This is a genomic window from Robertmurraya sp., assembly GCF_036676585.1.
Classification (GTDB): Bacteria; Bacillota; Bacilli; order Bacillales; family Cytobacillaceae; genus Robertmurraya_A.
In genome coordinates this window covers 47,443-70,285 of the sequence record NZ_JAKFCQ010000189.1, presented here as the reverse complement: position 1 = coordinate 70,285, position 22,843 = coordinate 47,443, and the positions used below count along the sequence as shown (strand labels likewise).

23 protein-coding genes and 2 riboswitches are annotated in these 22,843 nt (G+C 39.4%); of the genes, 19 read left to right on the top strand and 4 right to left on the bottom strand.

All coding sequences use genetic code 11. The annotated features are described in order from the left end of the window. Positions 1–2 precede the first annotated feature (2 nt). The 3 genes from ACGLXV_RS23800 to ACGLXV_RS23790 all read right to left on the bottom strand — a co-directional run bounded on the left by ACGLXV_RS23800 (position 3) and on the right by ACGLXV_RS23790 (position 2,285). The gene (locus ACGLXV_RS23800) at positions 3–1,058 is read right to left on the bottom strand and encodes an iron-containing alcohol dehydrogenase family protein (protein ID WP_391560598.1); all 1,056 of its coding nucleotides are present in this window, start codon (positions 1,056–1,058) and stop codon (positions 3–5) included. Continuing rightward, positions 1,055–1,708 (bottom strand): MtnX-like HAD-IB family phosphatase, encoded by a 654-nt coding sequence (locus ACGLXV_RS23795; protein ID WP_119708397.1) that lies wholly within the window; start codon positions 1,706–1,708, stop codon positions 1,055–1,057. Before ACGLXV_RS23795 ends, ACGLXV_RS23800 begins: the two co-directional genes overlap by 4 nt. Positions 1,709–1,814: 106 nt before the next feature. After that, the gene (locus ACGLXV_RS23790; protein ID WP_391560573.1) at positions 1,815–2,285 is read right to left on the bottom strand and encodes a hypothetical protein; all 471 of its coding nucleotides are present in this window, start codon (positions 2,283–2,285) and stop codon (positions 1,815–1,817) included. Positions 2,286–2,398: 113 nt separating this feature from the next. On the opposite strand from ACGLXV_RS23790, the gene ACGLXV_RS23785 reads away from it, so the two are divergent. The 19 genes from ACGLXV_RS23785 (at position 2,399) to ACGLXV_RS23695 (ending at position 22,327) form a co-directional block, all read left to right on the top strand. Beyond that, positions 2,399–3,331, top strand: a complete 933-nt coding sequence (locus ACGLXV_RS23785) for a D-2-hydroxyacid dehydrogenase (protein WP_391560572.1) — start codon at positions 2,399–2,401, stop codon at positions 3,329–3,331. Positions 3,332–3,511: 180 nt separating this feature from the next. Further along, the gene (locus ACGLXV_RS23780; protein WP_391560571.1) at positions 3,512–5,218 is read left to right on the top strand and encodes a methyl-accepting chemotaxis protein; all 1,707 of its coding nucleotides are present in this window, start codon (positions 3,512–3,514) and stop codon (positions 5,216–5,218) included. A gap of 25 nt (positions 5,219–5,243) precedes the next feature. After that, entirely contained in the window at positions 5,244–6,299 is a 1,056-nt protein-coding gene (locus tag ACGLXV_RS23775; RefSeq protein WP_391560570.1) for a sugar ABC transporter substrate-binding protein, read from the top strand. Between the two features lie 341 nt (positions 6,300–6,640). Beyond that, entirely contained in the window at positions 6,641–7,990 is a 1,350-nt protein-coding gene (locus ACGLXV_RS23770) for an MATE family efflux transporter (RefSeq protein WP_391560569.1), read from the top strand. A gap of 196 nt (positions 7,991–8,186) precedes the next feature. Next, positions 8,187–9,953 carry a methyl-accepting chemotaxis protein gene (locus ACGLXV_RS23765; RefSeq protein WP_391560568.1) on the top strand — a complete coding sequence of 589 codons (1,767 nt, stop codon included), beginning with the start codon at positions 8,187–8,189 and terminating at the stop codon, positions 9,951–9,953. Between the two features lie 103 nt (positions 9,954–10,056). Next, a riboswitch (TPP riboswitch) is annotated at positions 10,057–10,169 on the top strand. Positions 10,170–10,263: 94 nt separating this feature from the next. Then, on the top strand, positions 10,264–11,079 hold the full coding sequence (gene thiM / locus ACGLXV_RS23760) for a hydroxyethylthiazole kinase (protein WP_391560567.1): 816 nt from the start codon (positions 10,264–10,266) through the stop codon (positions 11,077–11,079). A 13-nt stretch (positions 11,080–11,092) separates the two neighbouring features. Next, a complete protein-coding gene (gene thiE, locus ACGLXV_RS23755) occupies positions 11,093–11,728 on the top strand; it encodes a thiamine phosphate synthase (RefSeq protein ID WP_391560566.1) in 636 nt (211 codons plus the stop codon). Between the two features lie 20 nt (positions 11,729–11,748). Beyond that, the gene (gene thiD / locus ACGLXV_RS23750) at positions 11,749–12,564 is read left to right on the top strand and encodes a bifunctional hydroxymethylpyrimidine kinase/phosphomethylpyrimidine kinase (RefSeq protein WP_391560565.1); all 816 of its coding nucleotides are present in this window, start codon (positions 11,749–11,751) and stop codon (positions 12,562–12,564) included. A 5-nt stretch (positions 12,565–12,569) separates the two neighbouring features. Beyond that, positions 12,570–12,666, top strand: a riboswitch (TPP riboswitch). Positions 12,667–12,767: 101 nt separating this feature from the next. Next, on the top strand, positions 12,768–13,538 hold the full coding sequence (locus tag ACGLXV_RS23745) for a thiazole synthase (protein ID WP_391560564.1): 771 nt from the start codon (positions 12,768–12,770) through the stop codon (positions 13,536–13,538). 9 nt (positions 13,539–13,547) lie between these two features. Continuing rightward, entirely contained in the window at positions 13,548–14,663 is a 1,116-nt protein-coding gene (gene thiH / locus ACGLXV_RS23740; RefSeq protein ID WP_391560563.1) for a 2-iminoacetate synthase ThiH, read from the top strand. Positions 14,664–14,676: 13 nt separating this feature from the next. Next, on the top strand, positions 14,677–15,744 hold the full coding sequence (locus tag ACGLXV_RS23735; protein WP_391560562.1) for a LuxE/PaaK family acyltransferase: 1,068 nt from the start codon (positions 14,677–14,679) through the stop codon (positions 15,742–15,744). Then, positions 15,735–17,168 (top strand): acyl-CoA reductase, encoded by a 1,434-nt coding sequence (locus tag ACGLXV_RS23730; protein WP_391560561.1) that lies wholly within the window; start codon positions 15,735–15,737, stop codon positions 17,166–17,168. The genes ACGLXV_RS23735 and ACGLXV_RS23730 overlap by 10 nt, the downstream gene beginning before the upstream one ends. Positions 17,169–17,181: 13 nt before the next feature. Beyond that, positions 17,182–17,934 (top strand): ABC transporter ATP-binding protein, encoded by a 753-nt coding sequence (locus ACGLXV_RS23725; protein WP_391560560.1) that lies wholly within the window; start codon positions 17,182–17,184, stop codon positions 17,932–17,934. Continuing rightward, entirely contained in the window at positions 17,931–18,698 is a 768-nt protein-coding gene (locus ACGLXV_RS23720; protein WP_119708411.1) for an ABC transporter permease, read from the top strand. The genes ACGLXV_RS23725 and ACGLXV_RS23720 overlap by 4 nt, the downstream gene beginning before the upstream one ends. Continuing rightward, positions 18,695–19,696, top strand: a complete 1,002-nt coding sequence (locus tag ACGLXV_RS23715; protein WP_391560559.1) for an ABC transporter substrate-binding protein — start codon at positions 18,695–18,697, stop codon at positions 19,694–19,696. Before ACGLXV_RS23720 ends, ACGLXV_RS23715 begins: the two co-directional genes overlap by 4 nt. Positions 19,697–19,707: 11 nt before the next feature. Next, positions 19,708–20,484, top strand: coding sequence for an SDR family oxidoreductase (locus ACGLXV_RS23710; RefSeq protein ID WP_391560558.1), 777 nt, complete (start codon positions 19,708–19,710; stop codon positions 20,482–20,484). Positions 20,485–20,491: 7 nt separating this feature from the next. Continuing rightward, complete coding sequence (locus ACGLXV_RS23705; RefSeq protein ID WP_391560557.1) at positions 20,492–21,106, top strand: thiamine phosphate synthase; 615 nt, start codon at positions 20,492–20,494, stop codon at positions 21,104–21,106. After that, entirely contained in the window at positions 21,103–21,306 is a 204-nt protein-coding gene (gene thiS, locus ACGLXV_RS23700) for a sulfur carrier protein ThiS (RefSeq protein WP_391560556.1), read from the top strand. The genes ACGLXV_RS23705 and thiS overlap by 4 nt, the downstream gene beginning before the upstream one ends. A gap of 4 nt (positions 21,307–21,310) precedes the next feature. Beyond that, positions 21,311–22,327, top strand: a complete 1,017-nt coding sequence (locus tag ACGLXV_RS23695; RefSeq protein WP_391560555.1) for a thiazole biosynthesis adenylyltransferase ThiF — start codon at positions 21,311–21,313, stop codon at positions 22,325–22,327. A gap of 52 nt (positions 22,328–22,379) precedes the next feature. On the opposite strand, the gene ACGLXV_RS23690 is transcribed toward ACGLXV_RS23695, so the two are convergent. After that, positions 22,380–22,835 carry a hypothetical protein gene (locus tag ACGLXV_RS23690; RefSeq protein WP_391560554.1) on the bottom strand — a complete coding sequence of 152 codons (456 nt, stop codon included), beginning with the start codon at positions 22,833–22,835 and terminating at the stop codon, positions 22,380–22,382. Between the last annotated feature and the right edge of the window lie 8 nt (positions 22,836–22,843).

Here is a 22,843-nt window from a genome sequence, read left to right as displayed (position 1 = left end):
CTTTATTGTTTAAATAATCCCTGCAAAATGTCATCCTCATCGAGCAACTGTTTGGCTTTTTCACGATACTTTTCTTCGTGTAAAAATGTATACCGGTTCGGCTTCATGGAAGGTGCCAAATCAATGGCTTGTCGATATTCTTCTTTATGTAGTGATAGTGTTTGAACATATTCAAAAAAGCCCGTCCGATCAAATACCTTTCTCACACGTTCGTATCTGTGATTCTGAACTTTTGCTACGATATACGTTGCAATCCCTACTTGTACACCATGCATTTGCGGGGTAACTGATATTTTATCTAATGCATGTGAGATCAGATGCTCAGAACCACTAATGGGTGCACTATTTCCACTTATGTCGGTCGAAATTCCACCCATCGTCATTGAACTAACCAATTCTTTTAAAAAAATCGGATTCTTTATATCACTCATAGGTGTTCGGATAAAACTATTCACCGCTTTTTTACTTAGCATCGCCGCAAATGCATTAACATAACCAACTCCATGTTTCTCTTCAAAATCCCAATCATATAGTGCGGTGATATTTGATAGTAAATCACCTATTCCTGCTAGAATCATTTTTGAAGGGGCAGTCTGTATGATATCAAGATCCACAACGATTCCATAAGGAATTTGCGCTGGAACCGTCGTCTTTTTGCAATTTACCACAATCGAACAGTTGGAGCTTGCAAATCCATCATTTGACGCAGATGTAGGAATGCTAATAAACGGAAACTTTCTAACAAACGCAATATATTTTCCATAATCGACTAGAGCACCACCGCCCATACCAAGGACCACATCATAGTTCTTTAGCGAAAAGGCTACTTGAATCAAATCATTAATATCCAATCCAGATGACAATACCTTTGTATCAAGGGAAATCCTTGAAAAGGAGGATTGGATGGTTTCAGCAAAAGCTTCATTAGTATATTCATCAAAAAAGATCATTGCATCACGAAAGCCATGCTTGATTAAGTACGCTTCTAATTGATGAATAACCCCACTATTAATCTCCAATAAAGAAGGAATCGAAATATTTGTACCTTGTCGCATTATCGTGAAATCAGCCCTTTATTAATTAGGTATTCTTCAATTTCTGTGAATTCCTCAACAGCGATGTAGGGGACACCCTTTTCCTTAAGCATATCTTGAAGGGCATCCTTGGCAAAGGTGAGATCAGCAAACACAGCCGGATGCGAATCAGGCTCACTGTCACCAGCAAAATACACCAGCTCGTATTCTTCCTTTAATTTTTGAATCACTTTCGATTTATCAATTCCATATCGCTCAGAGTATTTCCAATCGTTACTATCAATTTTCATATGAATATTTTTTTCATGAAAAAATCCTTCATTCGAAAACACAGTCACGTCTTTTATGTCGTATTTCTTGAGAATATGATGAATATAATAATCCGTACCTGCGCTTAGTATATAAAAATCTCCACCATTTTCTTGAACATGCTTAATAAAATGAGGGACATACTCGTCAATTGGAATCGTATGTATATCTTCAATAATATGTGCTTCTTCTTGGTGAATCGCTCGAAAGACGGTAGCAAGAAAATCAATATCTTTGATCTTCTCAGCCTTCCAGTCGTTAAAAAGCTCTTTTCCTTCTGAAAAGTATTTATCAATCACCATCCAGTAAAAGTCTTTTTTCGAAATAGTACCATCAAAATCAGATACAAATGCCCATTTTTTCATCTACAAAATTCCCTTCACATTAATTTAGGTGTTTCCCATATTATAAGCAAAAATTGGTAAGATAACGAAGTAAATTTTAAAAGACTCATGGAAAGTTCCATGAGCCTTAATTGGATGGTTTATCCGTCTCTTGTTCCGGTTGAAACAACTTCGTGGATACAGCATTTAGTTTATTTAAAAACCGATTAAAACCAAAACCGACAAAAAAAGCGATGCTGATTTGCGCATATGGCGTATCTTCATACTCAATAAATTGAATTAATAATATCCCACTTTGTATGAGGGTAACCGCAACAACGGCAGTTCCCGTAGCAAATATCGGATAAAATATATACATAATCCACTTTCGATAATCCGTTAATTCACCCTTCATATAATGAGAGCAAAACATATATAGATGACGAAGTGAACTACCAATTGAGCCTGCAAAGAAATAATAAAGGAAGATCTCTATTTTAGAAACCTCCGGAATCCACTTTTCAATGCTTCCCGTCCATAGCATACCTACCGCGATAAAACTTCCGAAAAATAAAAGGGATAAATAAACGAGTATCACGATTTTTAGCCATCTCTTCATAGTAATCACCCCGTTCTACACTGTATGAAAGAGAAGAACGGGAAATGCCAAACAGCTACTGCTATTTATCAAGCTATAGTACAATACAAATAAATAGACCATCGGAGGTTTGTATGAATATACATAACATTCTTATAGCAGGGGAGTATCAGGAGGAATTTGAGACATATTTTCCAAACATGGAACAAAAGGAATTTCGCTTTCTACCTGTAGAGGCGATCACAGATCATGACTTAGACTGGGCAGATGCCTATGTGGGATTCAAACCATGCGCAAATTTTCAACTATCGAAAGTAAAATGGGTTCATTCCTTTAATGCAGGTGTGAATAATTTTTTAGACATAGAAGGGTGGAAAGAAAATCACGTTCTTCTTACCCGTACCATTTGTTCCTTCGGTGAACGAATAAGTGAATATTGTTTAAGTTATTTATTAACAAACCTACAATATCATAGGCAATTTCAGAAACAGCAGCAACAAAAAAAGTGGATTCAAAAAACACCGAAGTTGTTGAAGGATGTTACGATCGTTATTTTTGGAACTGGGGCCATAGGCCAAGAAGTAGCCAAGACGTTTATCCATTTTGGTTCCACCGTTATTGGTGTCTCCGAAAGCGGGAAACAAAAGGAATATTTTCATAAAATTATTCCGATAAACTCCGTTTCTTCCATTATAGGAGAAGCTGACTGGATCATCAGTACGCTCCCGCTGACTCAACACACAAAACAGTTATTCAATGAAGAACTATTTTCTCAAATGAAGTCAGTAGGTTTTATCAACGTCGGCAGAGGCGCAACGGTTGATGAAAAAGCGCTCATCAATGCACTCGATTCAGGTAACATACATACGGCGATTCTAGATGTAGTGGAGAGAGAACCACTACCAAAAGATTCGACTCTTTGGTTAAGGAAAGACGTGACCATTACTCCACATATCTCTGCCGTAACCGAACTGAATGAAGCGATCCTATGCTTTTCTCAAACCTTACACGCCATAGAATCAAACCAACCTTTATCGAATTCAGTGGATTTTGATAAAGGATATTAAAAGAATAAGCCTGTTTCTATCATATATAAATATGATGGAAACAGGCTCTTTATAGTTCCTTATTCTTATATAATAAATAATTATTTGTAAGATAACTTAACAAACTATACTCCTACGCCGATAAAAAGAATGAAGAATTTTGTCGATTGTTAAAACCAATCACCGAGTAGGGGGAGTAGTATGTTAAAAAGGGTAAAATGGTCAAACATCAAAATTGGTGGGAAGTACATGGTAATCTTCTCTTTTATGACCATTGCTTTTTTAATTTCTGTTGTAGTAACAGGAATTTTCATTAAAGATACGAGCGAAAAAATGGAAGATACAGTGACGAGAAATCAAGTAGCTGTAGATGCTGGAAACTTAGTAACCCTTTACCATGAAAAGTACTTACTAGTTCCGGAGTACATTCTGTTGTCTGATGAAACAAAGTTGAATGTGTATTTGGATCATAGTCAAGAGTTTGTCAGCATTGCAAAAAAACTAAAGCAAAATCTAACTACCAATCAATTGGAAACGTTTAATCAGCTCATTGAAAACAATCATAAACTCGACGAGTATTTTTTTAGTACGATCGTTCCAAAAGTACAACAAATTAATACAGAAGAGTTTACGACATTAGAAAGGGAAGCAAGAGAATTAAAAAATGAAACCATTAAATTGGGCTATGAGTTAAAAGATACGGCAACAAAAATAAGTGAAGCTGATTTAGCCGCAGCACAAAATCAACTAGAGAGACTATATCTGATTCTTATCATTTCATCACTCGGATCAATCGTTCTTTCATTTATCATGATTTTTATCCTTAGTCGTAAAATCAAAAGAAATCTGGAAGAAATCGTCGTTCAAAGTAATGAGATTGCTAGCGGAAGACTGAACAATGAGGAATTAACCTACCGCGGGACTGATGAAATTGGACAGCTCTCTCACTCTATTAATGAGATGGCAACAAGCTTACGAGGAATGATTTCTGAAATCTCGACTTTATCATTGGAAGTGGACAAGCAAAGTGTCACATTGTTTGAGTCATCAGAGGAAGTAAAGCTAGGAAGTGAACAAGTTTCTATCACCATTGAAGAAATGGCTAAGGGAGCAAGCACACAAGCGGATAATGCAGCTAATATTGCGTCAAAAACAAAGGAATTCAATGATGAAATCATTCATTCTAACTCTCAAGGTGAAAGATTAGTAGAATTCTCCGGTCAAGTGTTAGATGTGGCCGTTCGTGGGGACAATCAAATGAAAGAATCACTACAACAAATGAAGAAAATTAATCATGTGGTAAGTGAATCTGTTCACCAAGTGAAGAATTTAGAAAGCAAGACACAATCGATCACAGAGATCGTCCATGTGATCAAGTCCATTGCCGATCAAACGAACTTGCTTGCGTTGAATGCATCCATTGAAGCGGCTAGAGCTGGAGAAGCAGGAAAAAGCTTTGCTGTTGTAGCAACGGAAGTAAGAAAATTAGCCGAAGAGGTTTCGCGTTCTGTCGAAGGTATTGCATCCATTGTTTTCAGCATTAAAGAAGAAACATCAAAAATTGCAGATAATTTGAACGAAGGGTACGGTGAAGTGAATAAAGGAACCGTACAAATTGAACTAACTGGTCAACAATTTGCCGACATTAAAGAAAAAGTAGAACATATGTCCATTGGCATAAAAACCATTTCAGAAGGCTTAAATAAAGTTCAACAATCAAGTCAATCCATGAGTGAAAATATCGAGCATATTGCTGCCGTATCAGAGGAAACCGCAGCTGGTTCGGAAGAGATTTCAGCAGCTGTCCTACAGCAAAACCAATCGCTCGACAATATTTCTGTAAGTGCCAAAATGCTAACAAGCATGGTAGAAAGAATGAACAACTTGATCAAAAAATTCGAACTATAATGGCTCATTAGGAAGGAGGAAGCATATGAAGTATTTTACAAAGATGTCACTAACAAGTTTATTTCTAATAATCGTAATGATCGTTACAGCAGGTTGTTCTTCAGCAGAGAAAGCATCAAGCAATAACGACTCAAAATTAATCACCGATGAGTCGAAACCTTATGTTGGTTTCTTATTAGATACGTTAAAAGACGAAAGATGGTACAAAGATAAAGCACTGTTTGAAGAAGAAATTAAAAAGCTGGGTGGTCAAGTAAAAACACTAGCAGCTAACGGTTTGGATGAAGTCCAAATTAAACAAGCCAAACTATTAATTGAAGAGGGAGTTGACGTATTAGTCGTTGTTCCTCATGATGCGGTAATTTCAGCTGAAATCGTAGAAATTGCCCATGAAGCAGGTGTAAAGGTGGTTTCCTACGACCGGTTGATAAAAAATGCCGAAGTAGATTACTATATTTCCTTTGATAATGAAAAAGTAGGGGAAATTCAAGCTACGGAAATTTTAAAGAAAGTACCTAGCGGAAATTTCGCTTATATCGGTGGAGCAGAATCTGACAACAATGCGATTCTTTTCCGACAAGGGGCTATGAATGTATTACAGCCTTTGATCGATAACGGAACTGTGAAGCTCGTTCATGATCAGTATACAGATGATTGGAACCCAGACATTGCAAAGGAAAATATGAAAACGGCCCTGAGTAAAAATGGAAATGCCATTAACGCGGTTATTGCCGCCAATGATGGAACGGCTGGTGGAGTAATCGAATCATTAGCTGCCGTTGGTTTAGCTGGCACCGTTCCGGTTTCTGGTCAGGACGCCGAACTTGAAGGAGTTCGACGTGTCGTTCAAGGCCTACAAACGATGACCGTATATAAACCGATCAACCTATTAGCGATTAAATCTGCCGAAATGGCGATGATGGTAGCAAAGGGTGAAGAAGTAAAGACCGACAAGCAAATTAACAATGGAAAAATCGATGTACCAGCTGTCTTCTTAAATCCAATTGCCATCACAAAAGAAAACGTGCGTGATACCGTAATTAAGGATGGATACTTGAACGAGACAGACGTGTTTAAATAAATCATAAGTACAAGGACCAACTGATGATAGTTGGTCCTTGTTTCGTCAAATGGTATTATTTTTGTACAAAAATAGGCTGACCAAAAATGTAAAACTTACATTTTTATTAAAAACTATCTTTTTAATCGTAAAAATTACGATTAAATATTGACACTTTAAGTTTAGCACATTATAGTCTATTATCATTGGCTGGGAACGTCCACGGATCATATACAGGAATTGTATATGAATTCTATTCAACTATAGGGACTAGGATACCTTATCATCTTGCTAGCAATATGATAAGGTATTCCTAGCATTTTGCTATACTAGTTGCTTTTTTATCAAGAAAGGGGAGGAAAATGAACTTAGCTTCCGTTAGACAAATGGTTCACCGTTATTCACATACATGTACTCATCGCGAATACTTTATACTAGCTTTTCCTTTAATTTTATCTGGAGTCTCTACTCCATTACTTGGGGTGGTAGATACGGCCGTTGTTGGAAGAATACAAGACCCTACGGCGTTAGGTGGAGTCGCGATTGCTGCCGTTATTTTTAATACGATGTACTGGCTGCTCGGCTTTTTACGTGTGACGACAAGTGGCTTCACGTCACAAGCTGATGGAGCAAAAAATGAAGAAGGAATTATGCTTGCGCTTTACCGCCCGATGATTATTGCTATTCTAATGGGTTTGATTTTTATCCTTTTTCAAAAGCCAATCATCCATTTATCCCTTCTCCTTATGGGAGGGAATGCATCAACAAATGCCCTGGCTGAAACTTACTTTCTCATTCGTATCTGGGGAGCTCCGTTTATTCTACTAAGCTATGTAACCATTGGTTGGCTAGTCGGCTTAGGAAAAGTAAAAATGTCCTTATTCCTTCAAATTGGTATGAACCTATTAAACATCGTGCTTGATATTGTCTTTGTTCTGGGCTTACATATGGGGGTTGCAGGCGTCGCCTATGCTACTTTAATCGCTGAAGTATCCTCCGTTTTAGTTGGAATGTTCATTATTTATCATACAAATAAAAGTCGTTTCTTTATCCCTTCGTATGCTGCGTTAATAAAGAAGGACACCTTAGTTCAAATGTTTCTTGTGAATCGCGACCATTTTCTCCGAACATTATGTTTAGTCACGATGACTGGAATTTTCACCTCAAAAGGAGCAAGTATGGGTGAGCTCACATTAGCTGCAAATGCGATCCTTTTACAAGTTCAGTATGTAATGGCATATCTTTTTGGAGGATTCGCTAATGCCTCAAGCATTTTAGTGGGAAGAGCGTTTGGAGGTAAGAATAGCTCTCTATATTTTCGAGCTTTATCCCTTTCAGCAACCTGGGGATTTGCCACAGCTATTCTTTTATCCCTTTTGACCTTCCTGTTTGGAGACTTTATCGTGTCATTATTCACGACGATTCATGAAGTTAAAAATACCACTCATGGATTCTTATTTTGGATGTTTCTATTTCCACTTGTCGGATTTTGGGGATTACAACTAGAAGGCATTTTTTCTGGTGCAACGGACGCGAAATCGGTGAGAAATTCTATTTTCATCGCTTTACTTGTGTTTTTAGCAGCCATTGTATTTCTTGTACCCGTCTTTGGAAACCACGGAGTATGGCTGGCGTTTATCTTATTTAGTCTATCCCGAAGCGTCTTTTTATCTCTTTACGTCAAAAAACTTACTAATCGATTAGTAGGATAAGGAATTTTGCAGAGAAATGTCATAACCTGCGCTTGCCTAGGAAATACCATCATTTCCTAGGTTTTTTATTTTTTTGATAGTTCTTAAGAATTAGGTATAAAGTTGTATTATTTATACAATACTTACAGTTCCTTTACAATTGCTTAATATTCCTTTGCCATAATGAATGGGACAACGGGTGAAGGATGTGTAGGGATTGAAGTCTTTAGGAATATGGTTAAAACAACAAATTGGCAGTATGAAGTATTTTCCGATATTAAAAAATCGAATTCAACCACAAAGTATTCGCAAAAAAATCATGCTTAGCTTCGGGCTAGTGTTATTAGTTTCTAGTGGACTAGCTATATACTCCATGATCAATACCCAAAAGGCAAATGAATTAGCAAAATCACTTATTCTAGAAGAGTCACAGCAATTAAATCATTTACAAGATTTACGATTTTTTATGGCTGAGCGATTAAGGCTCGTAAATGAGTACATGCTTGAAGGTTCACCCCAGGCAAAGGAAAGCTTTGAGAGCAATGTACAGCTTAGTAAACAGTTAGAAGAAAAGTTATTGACTAACGTTACGGGGAACAAAGATGAAAACACAGTAAAAAAGGTCATTTCCGATAGTGGCAAATGGAATGAGATTATGATGAAGGATGCTTTTGATGTGTTTGATAGCGGAGAAAAGCGTCAAGCATTACTTAATGTTGGATCTGAAAAGTTTAAAGCAGAACAAACGATGTCAAAATTAAAAGCTTTAGCTGACGAAAAAAATAAAAGCGTAGAACAGCTGGGAGAAGAAATCATTTCTAACGGAAGTCAAGTTCAAATTTGGACCATGATCCTTACAATAATAGTTATTTGTATTTCCGTATTAGTTGCCTTTGTATTAATGAATTCCATTCACGGTCCAATCCGTCGTTTATCGGATAGAATTAAAGTGGTTGCAGAAGGTGATTTTAGTCAAGCAGATATGAAGGTCACATCAACCGATGAGATTGGTGAGCTAACCATTACTTTCAACCGGATGGTAAAAGAGCTGCGAGCATTAATTTCCCAAGCATATGAAACAACCACACAGGTATCTGCGTCTGCCGAGGATTTAACCGCAAGTTCAGAGGAAACAGCACAAGGGACAGAAAGTATCACTTATTCCATTCAAGAGGTTGCCGCCTCCTCTCATAAACAATTAGAAAGTGTAAATGAAACCATACATACGATGAAAACATTGGCTACCATTCAAGAAACACTAACCCTTTCTTCAGAAGAACTCGAAGCTTCAGCCAATATGGTAGACGGAGTGTCTAAAAACGGAAATAAGGTCGTACAACATGCGATTAAGCAAATGTCGCATATATATGACTCAGTTTTAGAAGTGGCAGGAGTGATTGATAACCTTGGTAGTCAATCAAAAGAGATTAGTCAAATAACGAAAGTGATCACAAGTATTGCAGATCAAACGAATTTACTCGCTTTAAATGCAGCAATTGAAGCAGCACGAGCGGGTGAGCATGGGAAAGGCTTTGCCGTTGTTGCTGATGAGGTGCGTAAACTTGCCGTTCAATCTAAGAGCTCTTCCAACGAGATTATTGATCTTATATTAAAAATCCAAACCGGCACTAATCAAGCCGTAAAGTCGATGGAAAAGAGCACACTTGAGGTAGAAAATGGGTCTATTGCTGTAAATGAGGCGGGAAGATCTTTTATACAAATTACTGATTCTATCACAGACATACGTAAGACGATTCAGTCTATTCATCAATATGTACAAAAAATGACGGAAAGCTCCAAATATGTAACTGCCAATATTGAAGTGCTAACAGAAATTGCAAAGGTTAATTCCACCTCCTCACGTGCAGTTGCTGCATCAGCTGAAGAGCAATTGGCAACGATGGAGGAAATCGCTTCATCCGTTCAGACAGTAAATGATATGGCGATTAACTTAAAAGAAGTTTTAAGGAAATTTACGATTTAATAGGATTCCTCCTGTTGGTGCAGGGGGAACTTTTTTACTTTTTAAATAATTTATAGTTGCTTTATGAAAAACCTTCCACTATGATTGAATTATAGTTTCATATGAAATCTACTAGGGGGGCCCGTATGTTCGGGCTGAGAGAAAACAATATTCAGTTTTCGACTCTTGGAACCTGATCTGGCTCATACCAGCGGAGGGAAGTAGTTACTGCGAAGATGAATGTTAATTGTTTCGTAACTATGCCAGGTTCTATAAGAATCTGGCTTTTTTTGTCTTGAAATAGTTTTTTAATACGAAAGGAGTAGGGAAAATGAGTCAGGAATTTTTAACATTAATTGATAGAGTAAGAGAGCAATCACCGTTAGTTCATAATATGACGAATGTGGTAGTCACCAATTTTGTTGCAAATGGGTTGTTAGCTCTTGGTGCTTCACCAGTTATGGCCTATGCCAAAGAAGAAGTAGCTGACATGGTAAGCATCGCAAATTCACTCGTACTCAATATCGGTACATTAAGGGAACCTGAAGTAGAAGCTATGATCATTGCCGGAAAAGCTGCTAATGAAAAAGGGGTACCGGTCGTGCTTGATCCTGTTGGAGCTGGTGCAACACCATACCGCACAAATACCGTTAAAAGACTTCTATCTGAAGTGAACATTAGCATATTACGTGGAAATGCGGCCGAGGTAGCCAACGTAATAGGAGAAGAATGGCAAACACGCGGAGTTGATGCAGGCACAGGTGAAGGCAATATCGCAGATCTCGCTCGTATTGCAGCTCAAAAATTACATATGACGGTTGTGGTTACCGGAAAAGACGATGTTGTTTCTAATGGAGAAGAATCGATTATTATTTCAAACGGGCATCCCCTTCTAACAAAAGTAACTGGGACTGGTTGCTTATTTTCATCAGTCGTAGGAGCGTTTGTAAGTGTAGAAAGCAATCATTTACTAGCGGCTGCAGGAGCCTCAGCCTTTTATGGAGCAGTTGCTGAGCGTGCAGTTTTAGCGACAGGAGACCATCATGTAGGCACTTTCCAGATGGAATTTCTTAATCAACTTATGCTCACTTCATCCTCTGATGTGGTAGACCTCGCAAAAGTGTATTCAAAAGTCACAACCATATGAGGAGCATAGGGAAATGGAATTTCTAAAACTGTACTTTATTATGGGCAGTCAAGATTGCATGGATCGAACACCTGAAGAAACGTTAGCTTTAGCGATTGAAGGTGGAATAACGTGTTTTCAATATCGAGAAAAAGGGACCAGGTCTCTTGGAGAAATAGAAAAGTACGAGCTTGGAAAAAAACTACGAGAACTCTGTGGGAAACATAGGATCCCATTTATCGTCAATGATGATTTACCACTCGCTATTGCTCTTGATGCTGATGGAGTTCATGTTGGCCAGGACGATGAAAATGCAAAATATATAAGGGAGACAATCGGTCCTAACAAAATTCTTGGTGTATCCACTCATACGGTTGAAGAGGGACTTCAAGCTGTTCGAGACGGAGCTGATTACTTAGGAATTGGACCGATATATCCTACGATTTCAAAAGAGGATACCGAAAAGCAACAAAACTTGGATATTTTTACTAAATTTTGTAACACAGGAATCTCTCTGCCTCTAGTTGCAATTGGTGGAATTAATTCTACCAACGGAGAAACCGTTATGAAAGCAGGAGCAAATGGCCTAGCGATCATTTCCGATATTTGTCGAGCCAGTCATATCCCAGAGCATACCAAGCTTTTACGTAGATTAGTTGATGAATTTTAGTCAAGGAGAGGTCATTCACTATGGTAAATAAGGCATTAACCATTGCAGGTTCAGATAGTGGTGGAGGGGCTGGCATACAGGCCGATCTGAAGACATTTCAAGAATTAGATGTGTACGGAATGTCTGTGATAACAGCCGTAACCGCACAAAACACAACAGGGGTACAAGGTGTCTATTCAGTTCCTTTGGAAGGAATTCAAGAACAACTCCAATCGATTGCTGAAGATTTGCGTCCAGATGCGATCAAAACCGGGATGTTATTTAACAGTGACACCATTGAGGCGGTTGCGAGATTTATAGAATTTTATGAGATGAAACACATCGTCGTAGATCCAGTGATGATTGCAAAAGGTGGAGCTTCACTTTTACAAAACGAAGCAGTAAAAGCATTAAAAGAAAAATTACTGCCACTCGCGACTATCGTTACACCAAATATTCCAGAAGCAGAGGTGCTTACAGGAATAAAAATTGAGACGATGGATGACCGAAAGCAAGCAGCAAAATTGCTTCATGTCATGGGTGCTGAATCAGTCATGATTAAGGGCGGCCATGATCAAGGAAGTGAAGAAATGATTGATCTTTTATTTGATGGACAGCAATTTCACACCTTTACTTCGAGTCGGATTTCTACAAAAAATACTCATGGCACAGGCTGTACCTTTTCCGCTGCGATAACCGCACAACTTGCAAAAGGAAGATCGATTGTTCAAGCGGTACAAGTGGCAAAAGACTTTATTCAGGCAGCCATCGAGGAGGATCTACACATTGGATCCGGTCACGGTCCAACCAATCATTGGGCTTACAAACGAAACAAAGCAAAAATCGGAATGAAATAAAATATGAAATTAGCTAGGGGTGCCTAAAGGCTGAGAGGAATCTTTCCAACCCTTGAACCTGATTTGGTTAGAACCAACGTAGGGAAGCAATCATTTTGCATGAGCTGTAATACGAGGAAAAGCTCTATGTAAGAATGTGAAGACTTGCCAAGATTGGGAAGTCTTTTTTATTTATCCAAAACAAACCAATAGGAGGAACTACAATGACCGACTTATTAACGATTGGAAACACGCAGCTACATAACCGACTACTAACAGGAACAGGCAAATTTTATAATCACAAACTTATGAAAGAAGCACTAACCCAATCCGGTTCACAAGTTGTTACTGTCGCTTTAAGAAGAGTCGACCTGAATGCTACTGGAGAAGAGAACATTCTAGAAGACATTCCGCAAAATATGATTTTGCTTCCGAATACGTCGGGAGCGAGAACCGCAGACGAAGCGGTTCGAATTGCCCGACTTGCAAGAGCAGCCGGTATGGGCAATTGGATTAAAATCGAAGTCATTTCCGACCAAAAGTACTTGCTTCCTGACAATTACGAAACGGCTAAGGCAACTGACATCCTAGCAAATGAAGGGTTTGTCGTTCTACCTTATATGAGTCCTGACTTAATGGCAGCAAAAGCGATGCAAAATGCTGGAGCAGCAGCCATCATGCCACTTGGATCTCCGATCGGTTCAAATCGTGGAATTCGGACGAAGGAACTGATCCAAATTTTAATAGAAGAAATGGAGCTTCCAATCATTGTTGATGCAGGAATCGGAAAGCCATCTGAAGCAGCCGAAGCGATGGAAATGGGGGCAGCCGCTGTACTGGTAAATACAGCCATTGCTACAGCTAAGGATCCCATTGAAATGGCCATTGCCTTTGATCTAGCAGTCAAGGCTGGAAGGAAAGCCTACCTAAGTGGAGTAGGACCGACGACAACGACAGCACAAGCGTCATCTCCATTAACAGGATTTTTAGGGTAGGTGAGTGAAATGTCATTTTATGATGAATATGTTAAAGTGAAAAATTATCCATTTGACCACTTTTTTTCCACCATCACCACTCAAGACGTAAAAAAGGTTTTACAAAAAGAGAGACTTCATACAGAAGACTTCTTAATTCTTTTATCTCCAGCAGCTGAACATTGTTTAGAAGAAATGGCACAAATCGCTCATAACCGTACCGTACAGCATTTTGGCCGTACAATTCAATTATACGCACCACTATATTTAACCGATTATTGTGTGAACAAATGTACGTACTGCAGCTTTAGTATTGATAACGACTTTCCACGTAGAAAACTGACATTGTCTGAAATTGAAGAAGAATCGAAGGCGCTTGTCAAAATGGGCTTACGCCATATTATCCTGCTAACGGGAGAATCTCGCCTACATTCCTCAGTCGATTATTTGTGTGAAACGATTGATGTGATGAAAAAGTATTTTTCTTCTTTATCCATTGAGATACAGCCATTAGACACGGAAGAGTACCGAACGCTAGTTGCTCGTGGCATTGATGGATTAACCGTTTATCAAGAGGTGTACAACGAAGAAATCTATAAAGAGCATCACTTAAAGGGACCGAAACGCAATTATCGCTATCGACTAGATGCACCAGAAAGAGGTGCCAAAGCTGGCATGAGATCCGTCAATATAGGAGCACTACTAGGAATGGATGAGTGGAGAAAGGAAGTCTTTTTCACTGGACTTCATGCTCAGTACTTACAAAAAAATTATCTTGAAACGGATATTGCTCTATCATTTCCTCGAATTCGGCCAAACCTTGGTGGCTTTCAACCAAAGGTCGATGTAACAGATAAAAATTTGGTTCAAGCAATGCTCGCGTCCCGTTTATTTTTACCACGTGCAGGCATGACTCTGTCAACGAGAGAAAGTGCGGAACTAAGACGTCACTTACTTCCATTGGGAGTGACTAAAATGTCTGCTGCCTCATCAACCGTTGTTGGGGGATACGCTAATAAAGAACACACACATAGTCAATTTGAAATATCGGACAAAAGAAGTGTGGCTGAGGTAAAGGAATCACTAAGAGAACTTGGCTACCAACCTGTCGTAAAAGATTGGGAAATACTGACACATTCATCATAAGGAGAGCCACATCATGCACTATGAAGATATCAAGCAAAGAATTCTCACTTTTATTGAAGATGAAGAAAAAGATTCATTTGATTCATTAGCTTTACAGGTCTTCGCCTACCAGTACGAAAATAATCGTATTTACCGGAAATTTTGTCGATCAAGAAAGGTTCACCCATCGATGGTTGAATCGTATCAGCAAATTCCTCCTGTACCAGTAGGTGCTTTTAAGGAGGCGGACATTGCTTGTACACCGATTGAAGAGGCGGAGACGTATTTTCAAACAAGCGGAACGACAAGTGGAAAGCAAGGGAGAAATTTCCACCGTGATTTAGAGGTGTGGACTTCCTCGATGAAAACTCATTTTGAAGAAAATATCATGAAAGACAATTGCCGTGTGAAAATGGCTATACTATTTCCTCATCCAACGGAAATACCCAATTCCTCTCTGGCACAGTATTTGTATACAGCCATTCGCGACTACGGAACAGAGGAGAGTGTATATATCGCCAGCAATGGGACGTATGATTTCGAAAAGCTTGTCTCGTTCATTGAAGAATCTGAACGCACGAACACCCCTGTATATTTGTTGGGGGCTACGTTTTCCTTTATCCATTTTGTTGAGTACACGAAAGACAAAAACCTTCAATTTCAATTACCAAAAGGGAGCCGTTTAATGGATACAGGTGGTTCTAAGGGTCGATCCATCGAAATGAGTTCAGATCAATTTAAACAAATGGTAGCAGAAGCGTTTAACTTACCCGTTGAGGATTGCGTGAACATGTATGGAATGACTGAGCTAAGCTCTCAGTTTTACGATCAAAACGAATCTGGTCGACAAAAAGCCCCTCATTGGGTAAGAACAGTTGTCATCAATCCGGAAAATGGTTTGTGTGTACAAGATGGTGAGCGGGGAATTCTCGTTCATTATGATCTAGCCAACTTCCATTCGGTCCTTGGGGTTATGACGGAGGACTTGGGGATTACAGAAAATGATGGATTTTACTTGTTAGGAAGAAGCGAGGGGGCAGAAGCAAAGGGCTGTTCCCTCGCTGTAGAGCAGTTTCGTAACGGAGTTAGCAAATGGAACTAAAAATTGGTTTTGTCCCAAGCATAATCGCACCATTTTATGAAGAACGAACGTTTGATTCTCTAACACTTCTTGTACCAAAACTTACGAGTGAGGAACTAAAACAAGTCGTTTTACATCTAAGACAGCAGCAAATAAAACTACAAGCTCGAAAAACGAGTGACATTATTGACATCCTTGATCAGGCCATTCAACTCTGGCTTGACCCGAACTATCACTATCGAAAACTAGCGGAAGAGCTTCTTCCAATTGTAACGGGATATGACTCGGAAATGATACGTGTGTTTTTACATTCGTATTTACGATCCTTTCGTAAAGAAAAACTGCAAAGAATGGTCGAGGTGGATTTCCCCAATCCTCTTGTCCTTGACGACTTTCGTCCACGGTTATCAGGAGGCTTAACAAGAGCCTATGGACCCGAGCTCATTACGCATGTGTTTTCCGGAAATGTTCCTGCCTTGCCGTTATGGAGTTTAGTGAGTGGTCTATTAGTTAAGTCTAGTACACTTGGGAAGCTGTCTTCCTCCGAGCCTTTGTTTCCCTCACTGTTTGTTGAAACATTAAGAGAGATTGATAAAAACTTGGCGGAATCCATCAGCATCATTTGGTGGAAAGGTGGAGAAGAAGAATTAGAGCGTATAGCATTCTCTTCGTCAGAAGCAGTGATCGCATACGGAAGCGAGAAGTCCATTGATTCTATTAGGAAAAAAGTTCCACCTCACGTTAACCTACATGCACACGGTCATAAATTGAGTGCTGGTTTTATTGCAAAAGACGGCTTACAGCGCGTTCTCGTAAACGAAACTGCTAGGAAGGCCGCGAAGGATGCTTCTCAATTTGATCAACAAGCCTGTCTTTCTCCTCATGTCTTTTTTGTCGAGGAAAAGGGGAATGTTTCAGTACATGAATTTGCTAGTTTGCTAGCGCAAGAAATGAATAATTATGAACTGAAAATGCCAAGGGCTAGATTAAGCGAACAGGAAAATCAAGCGATCATTCAGGCTCGCTCAACCTTTCAATTTCAAGCTTTTCAAACGAAAGAAATAGCCCTTTTCGAAAGCGAGAATAGTACTTCCTGGACGGTTGTTTACGATAAGAAAGCGACTTCGTTTCCGATATCGCCACTAAACCGCTTTGTGTATGTGATTCCCGTTCAGTCCGTTGAGGATGTACCTTCCTATCTACATGAAGTACGAGGATTATTACAGACCGTTGGGGTCGCCTGCACTCCAAACAACTTTCGTTCCATCATAGAAGTGCTCGGCCAATGTGGAGTCAATCGACTTACCTTTTTAGGCAAAATGGGAGAACCAGAACCTGGTTGGCATCATGATGGCAGACCTCATTTAGCCGATTTGGTTCGTTGGGTCGACGTGGAGGCTAGCGTAGAAATCGAAATGGATGCGTATGATCCGAACCGAATATAAGGAGAGAAGGGAAATGCAGGCACCATATATACAATTAAAAGAGATCGGTCTTACTTATGACAAAGATCAAAGAGATACCATCCGGCAATTTTCCCTTGATATTAAGGAAGGGGAATTTATCAGCATCGTTGGAAAAAGTGGCTGCGGAAAAACGAGTCTGCTCCAAATGATTGCAGGAATGCAAAAGCCTACCACTGGAATGATTACTATAGGTGGGCATGAGGTGAAAGAACCGGTTGATGAGCTTTCATACGTTTTTCAAAAACCCATTTTGCTAGAATGGAAGACAATCTTGGAGAATGTCTTACTTCCACTTCAGTTAAAGAGAAAATTAACAGAAAAGGATATGAATAAGGCAAAGGAAATGCTAGATCGTGTCGGTCTTACAGATGCGATTCATAAATTTCCATATGAGTGCTCGGGAGGAATGCAGTCAAGAGTGGCAATCGTACGTGCTTTACTTGATAAGCCACGATTTCTTTTGATGGACGAACCATTTTCTGCACTAGATTCTTTTACAAGAGATCAATTGCATGTTCAACTTAATGAATTAATCGAAACGTACAAACCAACCGTATTATTTGTCACTCATGATCTCCAGGAAGCATTTTTCCTATCTGACCGAATCATTCTTTTAGGTGGGGAACCTGGAGGAATTCTTCAAGAGTACCAGGTACCGTTTACTCGACCACGACAGAAGTCTATTTTATTTGATCCGTCTTTTTTCAACTTTCAGCAAGATATGAATGAGAGGCTTCAATCATGAAGAAAATCTATCTATATTCGACTCTACTATTTATATCCCTGCTTATTTTGTGGGAGATGATTGTTAAAGTAAAGAAAATATCACCGTTAATTTTACCCACACCAACAACGATTGCAGAAAATCTTTTCACCCTGTTACTGAGTGGGTATTTTACGCCACATATTTTCACAACCCTAGTTGAAATTATTAGTGGATTTTTTGTGGGTGCTCTTGTTGGAATCGGACTGGGCCTTTTGGTTGCACAGTCGAACACCCTTCGACTTATTCTGAAGCCTTATATTATTGCAACACAAGCGATGCCAAAGGTCGCTCTAGCTCCACTTCTCATTCTATGGTTTGGGTACGGATATACGCCAAAGATTTTGATTGTGGCATTAATCAGTTTCTTTCCTTTATTTGAGAGTACGATAACGGGTTTATTAGTAGTCGACAAGGACCGTTTAGCCCTTTTTCAGCTATTTAAAGCTAGCAAATGGCAAACCTTATGGAGACTGCAGCTGCCGACCGCCATTCCTTACTTACTTTCAGGTATGAGGGTGGCACTTGTCCTTAGTGTGGTTGGAGCGGTTGTTAGTGAGTTTATCGGTGCGAATAAGGGATTGGGAGCGTTAATTATCGTGGCACAAGGAATGATGGATACGCCATTATTATTTTCAGCCTTTATCCTTTTAACTGCTATTGGGATTCTTTTGTACGCTTCGATATATACGATCGAACATCTATTTTTAAGAAAATATACAACTTATCGGAGGAAAATCTCGTGAAAATCACTAAATTACTTCTACCTATTTTACTAGTTTTAACAGTCATAGTAGCAGGCTGTTCAAAGGAAAGTAGCCAACCTACGGAAACAGAAAAACAAAGGGAAACGATTCGGATGGCCTCATGGAGCAAGCCAATTGTCGAACAAAGCAACTTATACGTGGCTGAAGAAAAAGGGTTTTTTGAAGAAGAAAATCTCACATTTGAATACATACCGGGAGCTGGTGGAGGAGATGCGGTTAAGAATATCCTGGCTGGAAATGCTGATATTGCTTTCGCAAACCTAGAAGCTGTTCTGTTAGCAGCCGAAAAAGGTGAAAAATTGAAGATCATTTATAATATTTATCCTGAAAACGTATTTAACTTGGTTTCCTTAAAGGAAAGCAATATCCAATCGATAGAAGATTTAAAAGGAAAAAACGTCGGTGTTTATAGCCTAGCAAGTGGTACGTATCAAAATTTACAAGTGCTATTGCATGACGCAGGGGTGAAGGAAGAGGAAATTACGGTAACGGCAACCGGTGTTCTTAATTTCGCCCCTTTAATGGAAGGGCAAGTGGCTGCTACCGCTGCTACAGATACCGGTTTGTATGACGCCAAGCAAAAGGGATTAGGTGAGGTTAATATCATTGAAGTGAAGGATGTCCTAAATACTCCCTCTGATGTGTTTGTTGTTACTGAAAAGGTATTTAACGAAAAGAAAGATCTGCTTATCCGCTTTCTTCAGGTCTATAAAGATAGCATAGAGTATACGATGGAGAACCCGGATGAGGCCGCTGATATTGCAACGAAGCATGCAGTGGACGGTACCGATGTCACACGAAACAAAGAGATTATTGCGATTAGAAACCAAACAAGTAAGAACAACAAAGGTCTCGGTATGTTCGACTTTACTGTTTTAAAAGAGGTTGAAGCGTCTTACGTAGAAATGGGATTATTACAAAAAACGGTCCATATTGAAGACCTTACAACGAATGAACTTGTTGAGCAGCTGAAGTAAGGGGTGTTGATGTGAATCTCTCATTAGCAGGAAGGGTATGTATTATCACGGGCTCAAGCCGAGGCATTGGAGCTGCATTTGCTGAAAGCTTCGCCTCCGAAGGGTGTCATGTAGTTATCAATTATTTAAAAAATGCAGAAAAGGCAGAAATACTTGCGGAAAAATTACAAAAAGAATATGGAGTGGACTGTCTAGCGATTCAAGCGGATGTTACGAATGAAAACGATGTAAAAAGATTGATTAGCTTGGTAATTGAAGAGTTTGATCGGATCGACATTGTAGTTAATAATGCCCTCCATGGATACCTCTTTGATCCTACAGAGAGAAAATGGGCATGGGAAGTAGAGTGGGATGATTATCAAAAACAAATCGATGGTTCTTTAAAGGGGACCTATCTCCTGAGTAAATATGCGATACCGCATATGAAAGATATGAACTTCGGTCGAATCATTAATATGACAACCAATTTATTGTATCGCCCGATAGTACCTTACCATGACTATAACACAGCCAAGGGAGCAGTCATGACCTATTCGCAAAACTTAGCAGCTGATATAGGAAGGTTTGGTATTACCGTTAATTGTATTGCTCCAGGGCTAGTATACCCTACAGAAGCAAGTAAACGAACAAAGGAAGAAGTGAAATCAGTCATTCTTGCTGAGACACCCCTAGGGAGAATTGCCCGACCTGAAGATATTACTGGAACGGCACTTTATTTAGCTAGCAATTGGGCACGATTTGTTACCGGTCAAACCATCACCGTTGACGGTGGATATACGATGAAATAAGGAGCGTATGATGAAAAAAGAATTGCATGTCATTTCAACAGGACAGCAAGAAAAAGCAGATATGATCAAAATTGCCCGAAACATTCACTCGTATGTGGATTGGATTCATTTACGAGAGAATCATCGGTCATCAGAAGAAATTCTTCACTTCATTCAAGGCATGAAAGAAGCTGATATCCCCCTTTCAAAAGTGATACTAAATGGATCGTCAAGTATAGCGTTAGCTGGAGGAGTAGGTGGGATTCAGCTTTCCCATAGAGGCGAAGATGTATTAATGGTAAAAAAGCATTATCCGATGTTACGAGTCGGATGCTCCGTACATTCGCTTAGTGAAGCATTGGAAAAAGAACAAAGGGGTGCCGATTTCTTACTATTTGGTCATGTGTACGAAAGTACTTCTAAGCCTGGACTCCGTCCTCGTGGTTTGTATGCTTTACAAGAAATCACTGCCTATGTAGCTATTCCTGTCATTGCAATCGGCGGGATGACCCCTTCGAATGTAAAGGACGTACTTACGGCAGGTGCTAGTGGAGTGGCTGTATTATCGGGTATTTTTAGAGCGGATGATCCAGTAAGAGCTGCCATCAATTATCATAAGGAACTTGAGGTGATTGGAAGTTGACTATTTACGTTAATGGAAAAGAAACATTGTTAGGAACTGGAACAAATACAATCATGACACTAATTGAATCTTACGAGCTGAATCCAATGGTTGTCATTGTTGAACGAAACAAAGGCATCGTTGCAAAAGATAGCTATGACTCTACCATACTTGAACATGGTGATCACATTGAACTCGTACATTTTGTTGGGGGAGGTTGATTCTTTGAACGACCGCTACTCGAGACAGGAGCTTTTTTCACCAATAGGGAAAGAAGGTCAAAAACAAATACAGCAATCACACGCATTAATTATCGGCGCAGGCGCATTAGGAACAGCACTTGCTGAATCTCTCACAAGAGCAGGGATAGGAAAGCTGACCATTGTCGATCGCGATTACGTCGAATGGAGCAATCTTCAACGCCAACAGCTATATAGCGAAGCCGACGCTCGTGATCGGATCCCAAAGGCTGTGGCAGCAAAAAAACGGCTGCAGAATATCAATTCTGATGTTGAAGTGGCTTCACATGTTATGGATGTAAGCATTGAAGAGATGGAGCAGTTAATCGCAGGAGTTGATCTTATTTTAGATGCAACCGATAATTTTGACACACGACTGCTCATCAATGATATGTCACAAAAAGCGAACATTCCATGGATTTATGGAGCATGTGTGGGGAGCTATGGGTTATCTCTTACCATTATCCCTGGAAAAACACCATGCTTGCAATGCTTGTTAGATAGTATTCCTCTAGGTGGGATGACCTGTGACACAGCAGGTATCATTTCACCCGCAGTTCAAATCGTTGTTGCACACCAAGTAACAGAAGCACTTAAACTTCTTACCGGAAATTTAGCAGCACTTAGAGGTTCCCTTTATTCGTTTGATTTGTGGCTGAATTCATCGTCATCGATTTCAGTAGAAAAAATAAAAAAAGATGATTGTCCGTCTTGTGGAAAGACTCCAAGCTATCCGTATTTAGATAAAACCAACTCAACAAAAACAGCGGTGCTATGCGGAAGAAATACCGTACAAATTCGACCAGCGGCCAACACAACGTTAAATCTTGAAACACTAGCTGATCGATTAAAACCTTATGGCCAAGTGAGTAAAAACCATTATTTACTGTCACTGATTAAGGGAGAACACCGACTTGTTTTCTTTACAGATGGACGTGTACTTATTCATGGAACAAAGGATATTGCAGAAGCAAAAAAGCTGTACTATCAGTTTGTAGGATAAAAGGAGGGGGCCTGGTTATTAGAACAGGCCCCTTCAATAGAATTAGATTCCATCACTGTCCAGTCACAGTCACATTTCTTACCGAAAATTCCGTTTTCTTTTTCTCTTTTGTTAATACAAATACATCTATTTGTGATGTTTCACTTTCAAGCATAAAGTCTAGTTGTTTTGGGCTCCAGTTTCTTGTTAATGGGACTTCCAGTTCCTTTTCTTTTAAAAATTTTCCTCTAGCATCTGTTTCTTCGATTTTTAAAATGACAGGATCTGACCCTTTGGCCTCCATTTGAAACAAGATGTTTTTTGATTCAAAATCTTTAGGTGTTGAAACAAAACCTTCCCCAGCCTTCAAACCTTCTGTTTTAACGAGAAATTCTCCGTTTTGACTCTCTTGAACCACAGCTCCTACACCAAGTAACGGAATACTCTCCATTTCCTTTGCATAAATACTTTGGCTATTTACCACAAAAGCGAGCAAGACTACCAGAAACACATGCATCGTTTTTTTCATATCTTCAT